Raw genomic sequence first — 13,992 nt, forward strand, 5'->3', positions numbered from 1 at the left:
ACAAAGACCGGGGGAGTGCCAAATGAAGCCACCAACTTCTTTTGGTTTCGTTGAATTGCTGACAGTCATCATTTTTTCCGAATTGACTGTAACTCTGTCGAATCTCGAATCTAAACAAACAAAAAATCAATAGTAAATAGGCAGCCCTCGCTAGTTTAAGAAAAAAGGTAATTGCGTTTTTTTCCAGATAATGACAAGGTATAACCCCCTTGCCCCAGGTAAAGCCTTAAGTGATTATCGAGTATCTTCCCATAATACTAGATATTACTAAGAAGCACAACCCAATCCGGATTAAAGTAAGCGATCGCTTAAGAAAACAGGCAGTCCTTAGCTGACAACTAGTTCTGCCTCAAAACGAAACAACAAACGACCAAAAATATCAAGTTCCAGATAAAATCACCGTACTTGACGGTTATGGTACATACTCTAGAACTCATCAAGGGAAAGATATAAACCCTAATTCAGAACAACTCACTGACCGGATCAGAATTTAAACCTAGGAGAGAGACATGAACCGTAATTCAGAACAACTCACCGTACTTGACAAATATGGTACAGACCAAGCCACTGTACTTGACACTTATGGTACATCCATGATGTTAACGAACCAGAGTCAATCTGTCAACAACAAAAAGACAAAAAGTCCTGTAGACTCTCCAATCCTAACACAGCTAAGCGTTGGCGCAGCCTCTGCGCAGCAGAATCGCTTGCCGTCAGATAATCTAAAAGAGTTAATTTCAAAGGCTTATAGCGAATCCCATATTTTTCGTCAGGAAGAGTTTCGTGATGTTCGGAGAGTAGTAGAGGGTCGGGTAAAGCTGCGACAGACTCACGGTCTAATGACCGGAACAGTGGCGGAAGTAGTGAAGGAAGAGTTTGGGTATCTAGACAGGCATGTGTTGAAGCCTCAAGCTAGCCCTCTGTATTCCCCTTGGTACTATGAGGCATTAGAAGAAGAACCTGAGTTTGACCAATCAATAGACCTAAGGCATTGGGAAGAGTGGACAGTTGGCTCTGGGGTAGATCCAGAACTAACAGCCCTGTGGGTGCAGAGTGGAGAGGGGAGAGAGCTTCTTTCTCGGGTTCTAATGCCATTACAGTACAAAAAGCGAGATGAATTAAGCAAAGACGAATACAGGCAGACATTTAAGCCTCTTAACTCTATTGCCAAGAGTCGATTTCACTTCACCAGAGGAGACAATGGGACTTCTGATTGCTGGGGGTTGGTTAAACCCGACGCCCCTCGGAGTAAAGACAATAAGAAGATCAAGTACGAATCGACTAGGGGGGTTCCCTCTGGCCTTCTTCAACCTCCTGTGCCGACTAAGCTAGCTCGGGAAATAGCGACCAAGAATGGAGAGACAGCTGAAAGAATAGAGAAAATCACTCAAGAGAATTTTTGGGATTGGGTTAAAACTAATGCCCAAAGGTTATGCCTAGAGATTGTAGTAGTAGAGGGATCAAAAAAAGCAGCCGCTTTGATCACCGCTGGCCATATAGCGATCGCTATACCTGGTATTTGGAACGCTACGGACAAAGACATCAAAAATTACCCAAATGGAGAAGGTGGAGCAAAGCAATATGTTAATCACTACCTAAAAGCACCATTAAGAAGCTTGTTGGGATGTGGGTGTGATGTTCTAGTTTGGTTTGACTTTGATAAAGGATCTAAGTCTAAACAAAGGAACTTGAAAGCCGCCAGACGTCTTGCCTCAGCTATCCGTGCAGAAGATCGAGACAGCCAGTTAGATAAGTCAGTCAAAACTATAAGAGATCGAAAGATAACCATAGCTGAAGGTGATCCTGAGTTAGGGAAAGGGGCGGATGACATTTGGGTCCGTCCAGATGGGGCAGAGAAGTTAGCTGAGGTAAGGTCTAAGGCTAAGAAATATAGATCTGTAGATCCTACTCTTTACCGAAGGTTGGAGACCACCCCAAACTTTAGCTACAAACAAAGATACTGTCGGCCTATCCCTACTAAATTTGGGCAGGATAATTACCGTGGGGAAAAACTTATTGCTGTCAAAGCTCCGAAGGGGTCTGGGAAAACAACTCAGTCTAGTTCTTACGTGAAAAATTTGATATGTCTTTTGCACCAAGTGGGAAAAGAAGAATGGCAAAAGCTTAAAGTTCTTCTAATTGGGCACAGACGTAGCCTTCTAAGATCTATCTGCAATGCTTTCAATGAGACTATCAGGAAGAAAGAGTTAGGATTTGAGTCTTCCGTAGAAAAAAAAGAAGAAATAGAGTATCTAAAACTTATCTTAAACAGTTTTGAAGCTGCCTTTGTCTACGACATAACGGACACAAAAAATCTTCCAGACTGTCATGCGATAGGAATCTGCCCAGAGTCATTACGGCCACAGTCTCAAAGCCAATTTGATCCAGAAGAATGGAAAGACGCCATAGTTATTATTGATGAATGCGAGCAAGTAATGGAGCATCTGAACCATTCAAGTACGCTAGAAGGGAAGCAGCCTAGTATCTTTTCTAATCTGGCTACAGTATTAAGAAATGCTTCAAAAATAGTCATTGCCGACGCTGATTTATCTGACTTAGGGTTGAAATTTTATAAAACGTTAGCTGAAGTGTCTAATGCTTATCTGTCAGTCAATAATTACAAATTTAGTGGAAAAGCAGCTTTCGATGTTTATCCACTTCCCAGTGAAGGAGCTATTGTAAACAGACTAGAGCATGAAGTGTCTAGAGGGAATCGAGTCCTTTGTCTTCTTTCTGGCCAAAAAGACACTTCTACGTTTGGTACTACGGTTCAATCAATGTACGCTGCTTCGTTGGAGAAATTAGAAGAAGCGTGGGGTCGTCCTCTCAACATATTAAGGATAGACTCCGAAACCTTGGCCACAATGAATTCAAAAGCCATTGAGGCAATGGCAAATATGCACAACCCACAGTGGTGGTGGCAATGGGACATCGTCTTTGTTAGTCCCAGCCTTGAGACAGGAGTGGACATGAAGCTCCCTGGCGTTTTTTCTTGTGTATTAGGGCTATTCAACGGCTCTCAAACAGACAAAGGGGTTTGCCAATTTTTAGGGAGGCTTAGAGACCCTATCCCTCGTTACATATTTTGCAAAAAAGTAGGGTTAGGAGTGATTGGCTATGGTGCTCTGTTTCCTTCTCAATATAGACAGTCTCAAAGATTTCAAACAAAGAACAATTCAAATATAATAGTAAGTTGCGCTAATGAAATCATAAACAGCCGGGTGGATGAGATTGAAGAGGAATACCTTGAAGACTCTCGGCCACATTACTATGAGATACTCTTAGACATTGCCAGCAAACTGGCAGTACGTATTAACGCTGGGAAGTACGAATACGACGTCAATATTTTAAATGGTTTAGCGGCAGAAGGACATCGGGTACATTTGGATCATCAGTGGGCAGAAGATGATCAATCAAATAAAGACAAAAAGAAAGAATGTGCCGTGTTCAAAGAGGAGGTAGTATTGCCGTGGGTCGTCAAGAGGATTGGTGCCGCCTCAGACATAACAGAAGAACAAGCGATCGCTATGGGGAAAAGTTTTTCTCTCTCCCCTGAACAGAGGGATCAAATAGATAAGTATTATATTCAGAGCATCTACGGGAGTCTAACGATAGACACTCTGGTGGCTTATCGAAAAAAACTGCATCAAAACTTTAAGAGGGGGTTTGATCTTTTATTTAATTCAACTGAAGACAAGCAGTTGCGGGTTGATGTTGCAGCTCTTCAGTATTACCAGAACCACCCAATGGCTTGGTACAACACCAACAAACACATGAAGGAGTCGCACTATGATGTGCTGGAAGATATTGGCTTTGTTTCGTTGGTAACGTTTTTGATAGAGAATCCTACTTATCAATTAAAAAACAGCGATCCAATGTTACTGGACTTAAAACAAAAAGTAAAAGCCTACAGAGTCCGATTAGATTGCCTTGGCTTTGCCAGTTTAAATAGCAATGAGAGTAGGAAGGGAGAGAAAACCCCGATAGCGATTGTAAAGGCACTTCTTCGATGGATAGGACTTCGGCTGAAAAATGTAGGAAGAGAAGGAACTGGACAAAGAGATTATCTTTATGTGTTGCATGAAGATGATCTAAATCTTTTCAATGACTTTTGCAAATTGAGAGCAGAAAAAGTTATTAAGAAGAAAGCTTCTATAGCAGAATATAAAGCAAAACTGAAAGATCGTGAAATTGCCACTCAAGCTAGAAAGGCTAAAGCTAAAGAACAAGCTGCGGCAGCCTTTGGGTCTTCCGATGCGCTGTGGGGGAAGTCAAACAACGATTCTACTCCCAACGACTATCCCTTCATTCATCCGGCCATCGTTAAGTTAAGAGAGCAGATGGAACATTGTCCTATCTCCCAGTTGAAAGAGCATTTAAAGCATTTTCTAAATAACGAAAAAATTGCTTCCCATTGGGAAGGTCTGTATGCGACTTCTAGCTATGGTTTGCGGAAAGTAGTAGATGAGGTAATGAATGAGCATCCTGTGCTACCTTTGGTCTCTAAATTAATCAAACAGGCCATCGTTCAGACCCCAAATCCGACACATCTCCATCCACTTCTTCAATAGCCATTAGGCATTAACAACTAAATAATTTCAGATTCCCCACCTCGGTCAACCCAGTGGGTCTTTTAGCTGGTCTTTTCCTATAGCGATCGCTTAGAACCACAAATCAACTTAGCCTCGTTCTACTCTTAACAGAAAATTTAAATTAATTGAAGATGACTTAAATAACTTAAATACCTTAAACAGCGTATTGTTAACGTCTAAAATTCTAAAGTTAAAAGATTTTAAATCAAGACGAAAAGAGATCCAACCTTTCTCCATTTTTTAAGGGTGTTGTGGTGGTGGCTGTGGTAATGGCTTTGGTAGTAACGGTGGTTGTAGGTTTGGTCTGGCTGTGGAAGTGGTATCAGTGGCAGTAGCAGTGGCTGTGGCTGTGGTTGTGGTTGTGGCTGTGGCTTCGCTTCCAAGCATTTGTGGATCAGTGGAAGCGATCGCTGTATGCAGGGGAAAGTGGCTGTGGTGGTGGTAGTAGTGGTAGTGGTTTTGGCAATGTCCAGTGGGTTCCGAGAACCTCTCTCGATATCTCAAAAGCGATCGCGATGCCACTGAATTTGAAGCAATGGGAAAACGTTCTTGAGCCTTACTCCCACTCGTTTTAATGAGGTTCTCAAATACTCTCAATACCTAAGATAAGCTAGAGGGAAACTTTTAAAGTCCCCCAAGGTTCACCTATGACTCGTAACAAGCTACAGAAAGTGACAGTAGTGGCCTATGCATTAGAGCACAGTAACTCTGAAGCGTCAAAACACTTTAACGTCCCCTACAAGACCGTCTATCGTTGGGTTAGAGAACATGGAGATAGCATTGAGCTTCAAGAACAAGTGGAGATAACCCAAGATGACCCTACACCGTTGTGGCTTCAAAGAACTACCATTACCTTGGGGTTGGCGATCGAAGCTTTGAATCAAAGAATAGAAAATGATAACCTAAAAACTTTGCCAGAAGTCCAAGCTTTCAAGGCTTTGACTCAGCTAGTGAAAGAATTGCATTCGATCAGGCAAGATTCCGCTTTGCTGCTCGACCTAAATGGAATCATTGCCGAAGGAAATCTCCGCAGTAAAAAACTGGGAGAACCCATGACTCCACTCAAGGATGTGACCGAACAAGCCCTTAGTGGCATGACTGAAGAACAGCGATCGCTTACTTGTTAAGTATTTATACTAGATTCAGGCATACCCTGTAGCACGTAGACCCTGTTCCGCGTTCCACAGAAGCAAACGAGTTTTCAATGCTTCCAGCTTATGCGACAGGGTCTAGCCATACCTCTGGTCACGTTGATTTTAAATGTTTTAATCCAAAATGTATTTATGCTGTAAATTAACTAATCAGCGGTTTTACGCGGAAATTTTAAAATACACCCCGGCCTCACGTAGTATTATGTACGCCTGACCGGGGCGTAAATTTTAGATGGGTGCGTAATTTTCTGTGCGACACGGTACTTTTCTTCTGTGCAACAGGGTTTGAATTTCTGCGGAACACCGTAGTTATCTTCTGTGAGACAGGGTTTGATTTTCTGCGGAACACCCCCTTTAAGGTTGGGAATGGATGCTAAGCCAGTGCGCTTGAGAAATTAACAGCTGTCCGCCCACTGGAATAGGGTATATGTCATGACACAGGTAACGCAAGCAGTCAGCTAGATGCGATCGCTTAATATCGGACTTGTCTATTTTTCCCTTGTCATCAAACTTCAAACTTTCCAAGTCTTTTATCAGTTCCTTACAGTTTGGGTGAATAAGCAGCCTGTCATTATGAAAAAGGTTGTTGGTTGAGTGAATGGAATCCAGCACTGATGGATTAACTTCTTGCCAATGCCGTCGCCACTCGATATCAAGAGACCTGAGTTTCTTCTTCACGATTCCCCAGTTTGTGACCTTGCTGTTAGCTGTCCGCTGCTTACCTGAAGCATCCCCATGGAGGTGCAAAGGGAAAACGCCTTGCTGCTGCTTTGCCCATTTCAAGACTTCGTTGGCCAGCTCGAACGTGTCACTGTCCATTAAGTACCACTCCTTAATAATAAAAACGCAATCGCCAGATTTCTGAGCAGCGATCGCTGTAGCTGGGGAGTGGTTAAAATCAAATGACAAATGTAACGGAAGTCCAGAGCAAACTCCAATACCTCCATCTATGTGAAGCGATCGCTTAAAGTACCTAAATATTCTGCCAATGGTTGTGGCCACGTACTCTCCCCGTAGTTCTAGGGCAATTAGTTCAGGGGTGTAGCTAGCTTCCAGCTGTTTCAGATACTGGGGATCAAGGGAAGTATTATCAGAGGTTAGGCAAGGAATGGACCAGTACATTTCTTTTCTCTCGTCCGACCTGTCTGGATCCGCGAAAGTATCATATGCCCAATTGAATGGCGTAATTCTGTTGATCGAAGAAGTTACGACAAATTGACCTGGAAGTGTTCCACGACCTCTTCCCATACGTCCAATGATTGTTTGGAAGGCCATTTCATCGGCATAGCACCATTCGTCAAACCACCCTGTCCGAATTTCTATGCCCCGACCTCCCTGAACAGACTTGTCTGTCCCACCACCAAATTTATTGGCAGATAGCACTAGAAACTCAGCTTCGTAGATGGTACATTGCCGCCGGGCTGCTATCATTTTTGCCGTTTGGATTGGCGAGTTTCCGTGAGGCTCTAGCGGAACTCCATAGGCTTCACAAAATTCAGCCAAAGCGGGTAAGGTAGACGTCTCCAGTTGCCCATATTCATTGGCCGATATCAGCCCTCTGGATTTTGGGTCTAGTCTGGCACGGTGACAGCAGTACCATGCGCCAGCTCGTGATTTGCCCGAACCGATTCCTCCCCTAAGGTGTAATCCAAAAAAACCGGCATTAGATTTGACCGCTTTTACAAAATCGGTCTGACCTCCGGGCATTGGCGCAAAATCGTCCAATGTAGCGATCGCTTTGGGTCGTTTTTGGGAACTCAATTCGATGATTTTAGCCACCTCGTCGCGTTTTAACTTGTTTATATAGGAGGTTGCAATGCTCACAGTAATGTGTCCGCCAGTCCGACCTTTCCAGTTTGCCACCAGGTACCGGACACCGTCTAGTTAGTTTGATCCGCGAGAAGCCCACAACTTCTTCAACCTTATAAAACACTACAACGTTTGATAAGGTTGAAGAAGAGTAATCAGAACTAAGTAAATGAGATTAAGAACTCCTAAGCTTGCGTGCAAGGAACTCAAAATTTCCCTCAAGACTCTAGAGTACTTGCACGAGCAGGGCATCATCGAGGCCGTTGTCACTTCCAACGGGGTTAGGCGATTCGACCTGGACTCGATCGCTAGCAAAAAGAACAAAAGTAGGTTGGCAAATTTACCACCAGCACTCGATCCTTACAGACCCCACTGGGTTACTCCCAAGCAAGCTAGGGAAATTCTTGGGGTTAGCAACCCTACTCTGATCTCTTGGGAGAAGCAGGGCAAGATTTTATGCAGGCGAATGCCCAACAACTACAGAGTCTATGATGTCAACAGCCTGCGCTTTGACGAAGAAACCTTATAAAATGTTGCTCTATATAGACTGTAGCGAAATCCATAAACTGCTTATAAAATAGTTATCCGAAGGACTTGACACAACCTTATAAAACGAGGTATGATAAAAGTGTAATCAAAAAGCGATCGCCACCAGTCAAAAACAGCGATCGCTTGATGAAACCCAAAGTGTCATTGAGTCTAGTAAATGATAAATAAAAACAAATCAGTTCTGCAATCTGAACTGTCGGTATTCTTGAAAAGCCCGAAAGGGAAGATATACGCATCCACTAAAGCGTGCGCCGCTTTGGTGCATACTGACTCCGCAAATGTCCGGACGTTTGCAGAAAACGCTGGGGTAGAGCCTCAAGTGCAGATCAATGTGCATTTAGCGGAAGACATCATAACCGTGGGTCTCTTCGATGAAAAATTTTTACTGAATCTATTACGAGAGTGTAAAGTCGAAACTGCTCCAGAATTAGACGATTCGGTTCTATTGTCCTACCTGTACTTCTCCTCCGGGTTTAACTCAAAAATAGTGGATCTTGTGTTCAACCATCAGCCAGCGGAAGTTGACAGTGACTCCACCCCAGGTTGTGACAGTGGCATCACCATTGCTGATATTGAACTGATTTCCCAGACAGAGGTAGAAGATTGATGGGACGCAAGCAGAAGCCTCAAGCCACAGTAGTTTCAAAGTCCAAACGATCCACTCACCATAGTGGAACTCTCGCCAAGCGTTCTGGTCAATCCAGCAAATCTAGTAACAGAGCTGGAGAATACGCAGTTGAGGGTCAGCCGTATGGTGATATCATACCTGCTTCCTCTGGGCTGCGAGAAACAGTGCGAACGAGAACCCAAGAAGACGGTCACAACGCCCTAGCTCCTGAACGGCAATCAAAATGTGAAGCAACAGTCAAATCAATCGGCTTCTTTGGCCGACGAGTCAAGAGATAGGAGAGGCGTTCCGATGAAGAATGCCTAACACTTAAACTCATCATCAACTCAACTAAACCATATGTTTCTGCCTAAGCTAACTTACGTTGTTCGATTTAAATTCTCACCTGAACATAACCACTTCATTCTAAAAGTTGGACTTTCTGACCCTCACACCTTGCCTTATAAGATGACAGCATGGCGAATGCACGCCCGAGATCATTATGGATTTAAAAGCGTCGAGCTTGTAGCTATGGGACAGCCAAAAGCTGTAAGACTAGTAAGAAAAAATTTTGATAATTACCTTATTGATGGTTGCATTGAAAGTCATGGAAGAGCTGACTGGTATACAGCAAAAAAACAAGCCGGTCTAGAAGAACTGAAGGAAATCATCAAAACGGTTAACCTTATGGAATCTCCTCCATCATACGAATTTCCTGTGAAGGTTTTCACTTGGAGTGTTCTCTTAAGTGTGATTGCCGCTCTATTGGTTTCTTCTGGATATAAGTTTGGTTTTAAAAATGGCCTAAAGCAAAAAGTTAATAGCTTGTATTTAAAGGGTGAAATTTTCCCTGAATTCGGATCAAAGCCCCGCCAAAATACTTTTCGTTAAACTTAGGCAAACACCAGGATTCCGGCTAGACGTAATGCTAGGGAAGCTACTATAAAGTGCAATGCTTGACTCCAAAGTTCTGTATGAGCTTTTGGAGTCAGAATTTTTCCTTATTTAATCTAATTACCGAAATGGTGATTTCCCAGAAGTTGTTGATCTGGAGTAGAAAAGAGTATGAAAAGCAAATCCATTCCAGTGCCAGTCTATTGCGATCCTAATTTTGTCAGCACTAAGACTGATAATCAAGTGACCGCTGAAATCACAAACTGGTCACAATTGCAGCCAAAGCCAAAAAGCTTAAAGCGCAAAAACAACGAATAATCTCTAACTTAAGCGATCGCTTAACAGAAAGGCGATCGCTGTCTTTCTGTAAATGTTAAAACGAAAAAATGAAAACCTATTTGTTTACCAATGGCAAGAGTCTAATGATCCGCGCATGTACGGAGAATCGGTTGGAGTATGCTCGACATTTTTTCTCTTCTGAGTGCGGATGCCCTGTCACCTTAATTGGCAGTGGTCCTAAGGAACTGGCAGAAGATTGCTTCAGAGATCATTATCAAAATTGGTGGTGGCACGGAATGTACAGTTTCGCTCCCGGTATGCTTCGCAAGTTTGCGCCAACCCACCATGAATACGCGATCGCTATAGCCAAGATCAAAGCAACCAGTGCTCGGATTAAATGCCACGGAATTGTCTCAAAAGCTACTTCCAAGGTTCGTGCAGCCGTGAATGAAGTGGCTTGGATTTTGGGATCAGAAAACGATTCGGTGGATTGCTATGAGGAAGATTATTTTGATGAGGAGGCGTAAAATGAATGACCCTATCTTTGTGTGGAAGCAAGACTTTATCTTAGAAACCCGGAAGGTTGTCAATCTAGAACAAGCTCAAGAGGAAACAGAAGGCAGTGAATTGGAGGAGTGGGAAGATGTTCCACACGAAATCATCAGAGAAAACGTCACTCTATCCTGTTACACCAGAAATGAGATAGAAGTGTTCAAGCCAGATTTATTCCCACCTGAGCGTAAAGGCTGGAAAAGGTTTGTCTACTACCTTAATGTCGATCAACTTCTGTCAATAACTTACGGCAGCGATAGTGACATCAATGAAAAGCTCAAGCCAACCTATGGGTACTATGAAAGTTCCAAAGGTCTCCCGATTTTTGTGCGAATGTGGACAATTGAGCAAGCCATAGATTTTATCTTTGAGGATTGGGAGAACAAAGAGCGAATCAAGCTTGCGTCCCATGAGATAGGGTTAAAAGGGCTTCATGGGGTTTGCGATGAAGCATTTCAAAGCTTCCATGAGGAACAGATTCGGAAGATAAAAGCTAGAACTGAACAAAACCAGAAAGAGATCCGTCTAATCCAAGAGAGAAACGATAGACTAAGAAAGTCCATTCGTTCTCAGTTTAACTAGCATTAGTATCGACAAATGGGGACAAAAGAGAGGTATTTGTCCCCGTAAGATAAACCAATAAATGTACCAAGAGCATATCATGTTTGCCACCAAAGAACAGTTAGCCGCAGTCAAAGTTAAACCATCCGTGCGCCTTTGGCAAATCAATGGCGGTGAGTATCAAACCTTGCTAATGGACAAAAACCTGTTGTTCATAGAGGAAGAACATGGCTTTGATGAAGACTATTTTTGGAAAGAGGTACGCGAAGAGCTTAAGACAGCCACTGGTGCCTTAGAGCTAATTAATGGCTTCTTATTTTGCAATTTTGCGAAAAATGAGTATGTCTATGTCACTGGCGATAAGTGGGATGAACGAGTCCAAAACCACTTAATAGAAAATGGGGCAATCACAGTGGTTTCGCCAAAAGCTAAGACGTTCGATCTAACTAGTAGTTCTGCTTCTTCAAACTCCTCTAAACCTGCTAACAAGTCCAGTAAATATAAGCGTCCGGGAGCACGCAAAAAGTCTAAGCGAAAGTAACCATTAAAGTGTTAAGCTTGAACGAGGAAAAATTACTGTTACTGATCTGTCTGCCCGCCAAGTTTTGGTGGGTTGTTCTTTATCTTTTTGAGACGGCAAAAATAACGATGATATTATGTGTCTGCGACGATAAAATGCCGTATAATTATTGATAAGCAACCACGCCGATCCGGAAGAAGGTGTGGTTGCTAAATAAACGTTAGTTTCTTAACCTAATATCATGACAGATATATTGACTGTTCGCAAATCAACCCTTGAACTTCCCCAGGGTGTTGTACTTGACATTTATACTGCGGACGAAATAGACGAGTTTGGTCGGTGGGTTAATTATCTCAGTGGCCGTGGCTTAGCTGACTCAGTAAAAGTAACAGAATTCATGGTGCGTGCAAAACGCATGTCTAAAGCTCTAAAAGCTAAGCTAGGCAAGGATTTCATGGTGCGTGCAGGTCGCTTTGAATTGAGCAAGAATCGGTACAGTGATGTAACCTTGTGGCGCTTCAAGCACGCATCCAAGTTTTGGGTTTATCAAAACTCCCAAGGGAATGAAGACGCTGGGTTAATACTAGAAGTACTTGCAGATGTTAATTTGCAAATTATGTCAGATGAAGCTTTTGGTCGTGGCTATGAACCTGGGAAAGCTCAAGAACTTGTTCGCAAATACGAGCAGGAAAATCAGCAACTTAAAAATCAATTACAGCAGGCTAAGAAAACAATCAAAGGACAAGAGGAAGAACTGCGTGAAGCGATGGATAATTACGATGTTCAACAGGGCTTGCAAGACGAATATGATCGCCAACTTCGTGATGCTGGCATTGACCCTTGGAAGATTCCAGGACATTCTCAAGAACCACCTTTCTAGCATTTGATCTATCAACTCGTTCCATCCATCTGCCCTGGCAGCCGCTGGGGCTTTTTTTTGGGAAGTTTTGGTAGTACAGCGGAAAGCTATACTTTTTTGGTGATCGCTCTTTTCGATGGTCGGAGCGATCGCTTTATCATCAATGGGGTTTTTCTGGCACCCAAAAGGGTGCGAATAGTGTTCGTACCCTTTCGCTACACTTAGGATTCATCAAATGTTTTTTGTTACTTTTGGCGACATCAAAAAGACGACAAAAATCAAAGATGAGGTAACCCAGACGTGTCACAGACCCAAGATATTAAGTTGACTTACGATGTAGATATACAGCGTACTTTTCATTATTTCCTAATAGGATGAAAAAAGATAACAAAAAGTCTTCTAAGTTCCTGTAATCGGGATTAGCAGTATTACAAAATTGCCTCTAATTCCCTTTAAAATTAACTATTTATTCTGGGGGGGCGACATGAGAGCTAAAAAGTAGACTGTATAAGCTTCATAGCTCTCATACCTCGTAAATAATTATCGAGCTTATGACGACTTAAACGCATTAACTTATCAACTAATTCCCAACATTGCTCCATAAAATTAATCCATTTTTGAGCATACATTCCAATATAAAAATTACTATGTCTTTTAGTTGATCGCCCATATTCTTTGACTCTAGCTACATAGTTCTGAACTCCTTTTTTATTAATTTTTTCTCCCTGAATAGTTGCAATAAAGTAAGCAAAAGAGATTATAATAACTAAAGATATAAAGCGTTCGCCGACAACATTACTGCCTTCCATATTATATCCACCGCTTTTATAATCTCGGAACATCTCCTCAATATCAAAACGTTTTTTATAAGCGGATATTGCCTCAGATACTTCGCTCATATTTGTTAGAATAAACCAACCTTCTTTTGTTACTGAATTTCGATAACTTTTCTTCCATTTACAGGCAATACTAAATCCTGATACTTGTTTAGTTTTGGTGACTTTAACCTTTTCAAAAAATAACGAAATTCCCGGTTTCAATCCCGAGTTTTTCAAGGAAATCCACCCCTGATTTTTGAGCTCAATTTGCTCGTTTTCTCTAAGTCTTAAACAAAACTTAAAACCTTGTTTATCTAGCCACTCAGCCAATTTAACTGAACAAAATTCCCGGTCACCCAAAATGACAACATCATAGCCATCAAATAGCCCTATAATAGTTGATATTATTTGTTTTTGCTCTGAAAAATTACTTGAACCAAGTTTTGAAAGAAGTTCAAAATAAATTGGGATTGCTCGATTTTTATAAATTAGACTAATCATCAATAAATTTTTGTCCTTCCAATTAGTTCTATCGATAGCTAAATAGATTATTTTCTCTTTAGGAAATGTTTGATTTATCCATTCTTTAATAATTGGAAACCACAAATATTTGACATCAAATACTGGCAAAGACAAAAATCTCTGTAGTTTTTTACGTCGTGATTGAAATTGAATGGGTAAAGGGAGTGACTCTGCGATTTTTTCAAGTTTTATATTTTTGGTGTCTTGTATAATTATTATTATAAGGTAAAAAAACAATAATTGAGATTCACAAAGTAGATTTTTTAGATGTTTTTGATA

Annotated in this window: 14 protein-coding genes and 1 pseudogene; 12 read left to right on the plus strand and 3 right to left on the minus strand. The window is 41.9% G+C overall.

Translation table 11 applies throughout. The features are described from left to right. Positions 1-509: 509 nt before the first annotated feature. Positions 510-4,571 carry a plasmid replication protein, CyRepA1 family gene (locus F6K51_RS24550; protein WP_293025135.1) on the plus strand — a complete coding sequence of 1,354 codons (4,062 nt, stop codon included), beginning with the start codon at positions 510-512 and terminating at the stop codon, positions 4,569-4,571. Between the two features lie 261 nt (positions 4,572-4,832). Here the strand turns inward: F6K51_RS24550 and F6K51_RS24555 are convergent, their stop codons facing one another. Beyond that, on the minus strand, positions 4,833-4,979 hold the full coding sequence (locus tag F6K51_RS24555) for a hypothetical protein (RefSeq protein ID WP_293025137.1): 147 nt from the start codon (positions 4,977-4,979) through the stop codon (positions 4,833-4,835). Between the two features lie 2 nt (positions 4,980-4,981). On the opposite strand from F6K51_RS24555, the gene F6K51_RS24560 reads away from it, so the two are divergent. After that, positions 4,982-5,167 carry a hypothetical protein gene (locus tag F6K51_RS24560; RefSeq protein ID WP_293025139.1) on the plus strand — a complete coding sequence of 62 codons (186 nt, stop codon included), beginning with the start codon at positions 4,982-4,984 and terminating at the stop codon, positions 5,165-5,167. Between the two features lie 72 nt (positions 5,168-5,239). Continuing rightward, positions 5,240-5,719 carry a hypothetical protein gene (locus F6K51_RS24565; RefSeq protein WP_293025141.1) on the plus strand — a complete coding sequence of 160 codons (480 nt, stop codon included), beginning with the start codon at positions 5,240-5,242 and terminating at the stop codon, positions 5,717-5,719. Between the two features lie 378 nt (positions 5,720-6,097). Here the strand turns inward: F6K51_RS24565 and F6K51_RS24570 are convergent, their stop codons facing one another. Beyond that, positions 6,098-7,522, minus strand: coding sequence for a terminase family protein (locus F6K51_RS24570; protein ID WP_293025143.1), 1,425 nt, complete (start codon positions 7,520-7,522; stop codon positions 6,098-6,100). Positions 7,523-7,721: 199 nt separating this feature from the next. On the opposite strand from F6K51_RS24570, the gene F6K51_RS24575 reads away from it, so the two are divergent. The 9 genes from F6K51_RS24575 (at position 7,722) to F6K51_RS24615 (ending at position 12,394) form a co-directional block, all read left to right on the plus strand. Beyond that, complete coding sequence (locus F6K51_RS24575; protein ID WP_293025145.1) at positions 7,722-8,081, plus strand: MerR family DNA-binding transcriptional regulator; 360 nt, start codon at positions 7,722-7,724, stop codon at positions 8,079-8,081. Positions 8,082-8,360: 279 nt separating this feature from the next. After that, positions 8,361-8,708: a hypothetical protein gene (locus F6K51_RS24580; protein ID WP_293025147.1), complete on the plus strand. Its 348-nt coding sequence runs from the start codon at positions 8,361-8,363 to the stop codon at positions 8,706-8,708. Continuing rightward, the gene (locus F6K51_RS24585) at positions 8,708-9,007 is read left to right on the plus strand and encodes a hypothetical protein (RefSeq protein ID WP_293025149.1); all 300 of its coding nucleotides are present in this window, start codon (positions 8,708-8,710) and stop codon (positions 9,005-9,007) included. Before F6K51_RS24580 ends, F6K51_RS24585 begins: the two co-directional genes overlap by 1 nt. A gap of 169 nt (positions 9,008-9,176) precedes the next feature. Beyond that, on the plus strand, positions 9,177-9,599 hold the full coding sequence (locus F6K51_RS24590; protein ID WP_293025151.1) for a hypothetical protein: 423 nt from the start codon (positions 9,177-9,179) through the stop codon (positions 9,597-9,599). Between the two features lie 174 nt (positions 9,600-9,773). After that, on the plus strand, positions 9,774-9,920 hold the full coding sequence (locus F6K51_RS24595; protein WP_293025153.1) for a hypothetical protein: 147 nt from the start codon (positions 9,774-9,776) through the stop codon (positions 9,918-9,920). Positions 9,921-9,988: 68 nt separating this feature from the next. Continuing rightward, a complete protein-coding gene (locus tag F6K51_RS24600) occupies positions 9,989-10,408 on the plus strand; it encodes a hypothetical protein (protein ID WP_293025155.1) in 420 nt (139 codons plus the stop codon). Position 10,409: 1 nt separating this feature from the next. After that, positions 10,410-11,015: a hypothetical protein gene (locus F6K51_RS24605; RefSeq protein WP_293025157.1), complete on the plus strand. Its 606-nt coding sequence runs from the start codon at positions 10,410-10,412 to the stop codon at positions 11,013-11,015. A gap of 79 nt (positions 11,016-11,094) precedes the next feature. Beyond that, positions 11,095-11,535, plus strand: coding sequence for a hypothetical protein (locus F6K51_RS24610; protein WP_293025159.1), 441 nt, complete (start codon positions 11,095-11,097; stop codon positions 11,533-11,535). Positions 11,536-11,755: 220 nt separating this feature from the next. After that, positions 11,756-12,394 (plus strand): hypothetical protein, encoded by a 639-nt coding sequence (locus F6K51_RS24615; RefSeq protein ID WP_293025161.1) that lies wholly within the window; start codon positions 11,756-11,758, stop codon positions 12,392-12,394. A gap of 441 nt (positions 12,395-12,835) precedes the next feature. Here the strand turns inward: F6K51_RS24615 and F6K51_RS24620 are convergent. After that, a pseudogene (locus F6K51_RS24620) lies at positions 12,836-13,992 on the minus strand (IS4 family transposase); the annotation flags it as partial.

This window comes from Moorena sp. SIO3I8, from assembly GCF_010692325.1.
Lineage (GTDB): Bacteria > Cyanobacteriota > Cyanobacteriia > Cyanobacteriales > Coleofasciculaceae > Moorena.

What these genes read in the sequence shown, in the direction of transcription:
- F6K51_RS24555 (WP_293025137.1), bottom strand. Translation starts at nt 4,979, where the DNA reads ATGCTTGGAAGCGAAGCCACAGCCACAACCACAACCACAGCCACAGCC.
- F6K51_RS24605 (WP_293025157.1), top strand. Translation starts at nt 10,410, where the DNA reads ATGAATGACCCTATCTTTGTGTGGAAGCAAGACTTTATCTTAGAAACC.
- F6K51_RS24595 (WP_293025153.1), top strand. Translation starts at nt 9,774, where the DNA reads ATGAAAAGCAAATCCATTCCAGTGCCAGTCTATTGCGATCCTAATTTT.
- F6K51_RS24610 (WP_293025159.1), top strand. Translation starts at nt 11,095, where the DNA reads ATGTTTGCCACCAAAGAACAGTTAGCCGCAGTCAAAGTTAAACCATCC.
- F6K51_RS24550 (WP_293025135.1), top strand. Translation starts at nt 510, where the DNA reads ATGAACCGTAATTCAGAACAACTCACCGTACTTGACAAATATGGTACA.
- F6K51_RS24615 (WP_293025161.1), top strand. Translation starts at nt 11,756, where the DNA reads ATGACAGATATATTGACTGTTCGCAAATCAACCCTTGAACTTCCCCAG.
- F6K51_RS24585 (WP_293025149.1), top strand. Translation starts at nt 8,708, where the DNA reads ATGGGACGCAAGCAGAAGCCTCAAGCCACAGTAGTTTCAAAGTCCAAA.
- F6K51_RS24600 (WP_293025155.1), top strand. Translation starts at nt 9,989, where the DNA reads ATGAAAACCTATTTGTTTACCAATGGCAAGAGTCTAATGATCCGCGCA.
- F6K51_RS24590 (WP_293025151.1), top strand. Translation starts at nt 9,177, where the DNA reads ATGACAGCATGGCGAATGCACGCCCGAGATCATTATGGATTTAAAAGC.
- F6K51_RS24575 (WP_293025145.1), top strand. Translation starts at nt 7,722, where the DNA reads ATGAGATTAAGAACTCCTAAGCTTGCGTGCAAGGAACTCAAAATTTCC.
- F6K51_RS24565 (WP_293025141.1), top strand. Translation starts at nt 5,240, where the DNA reads ATGACTCGTAACAAGCTACAGAAAGTGACAGTAGTGGCCTATGCATTA.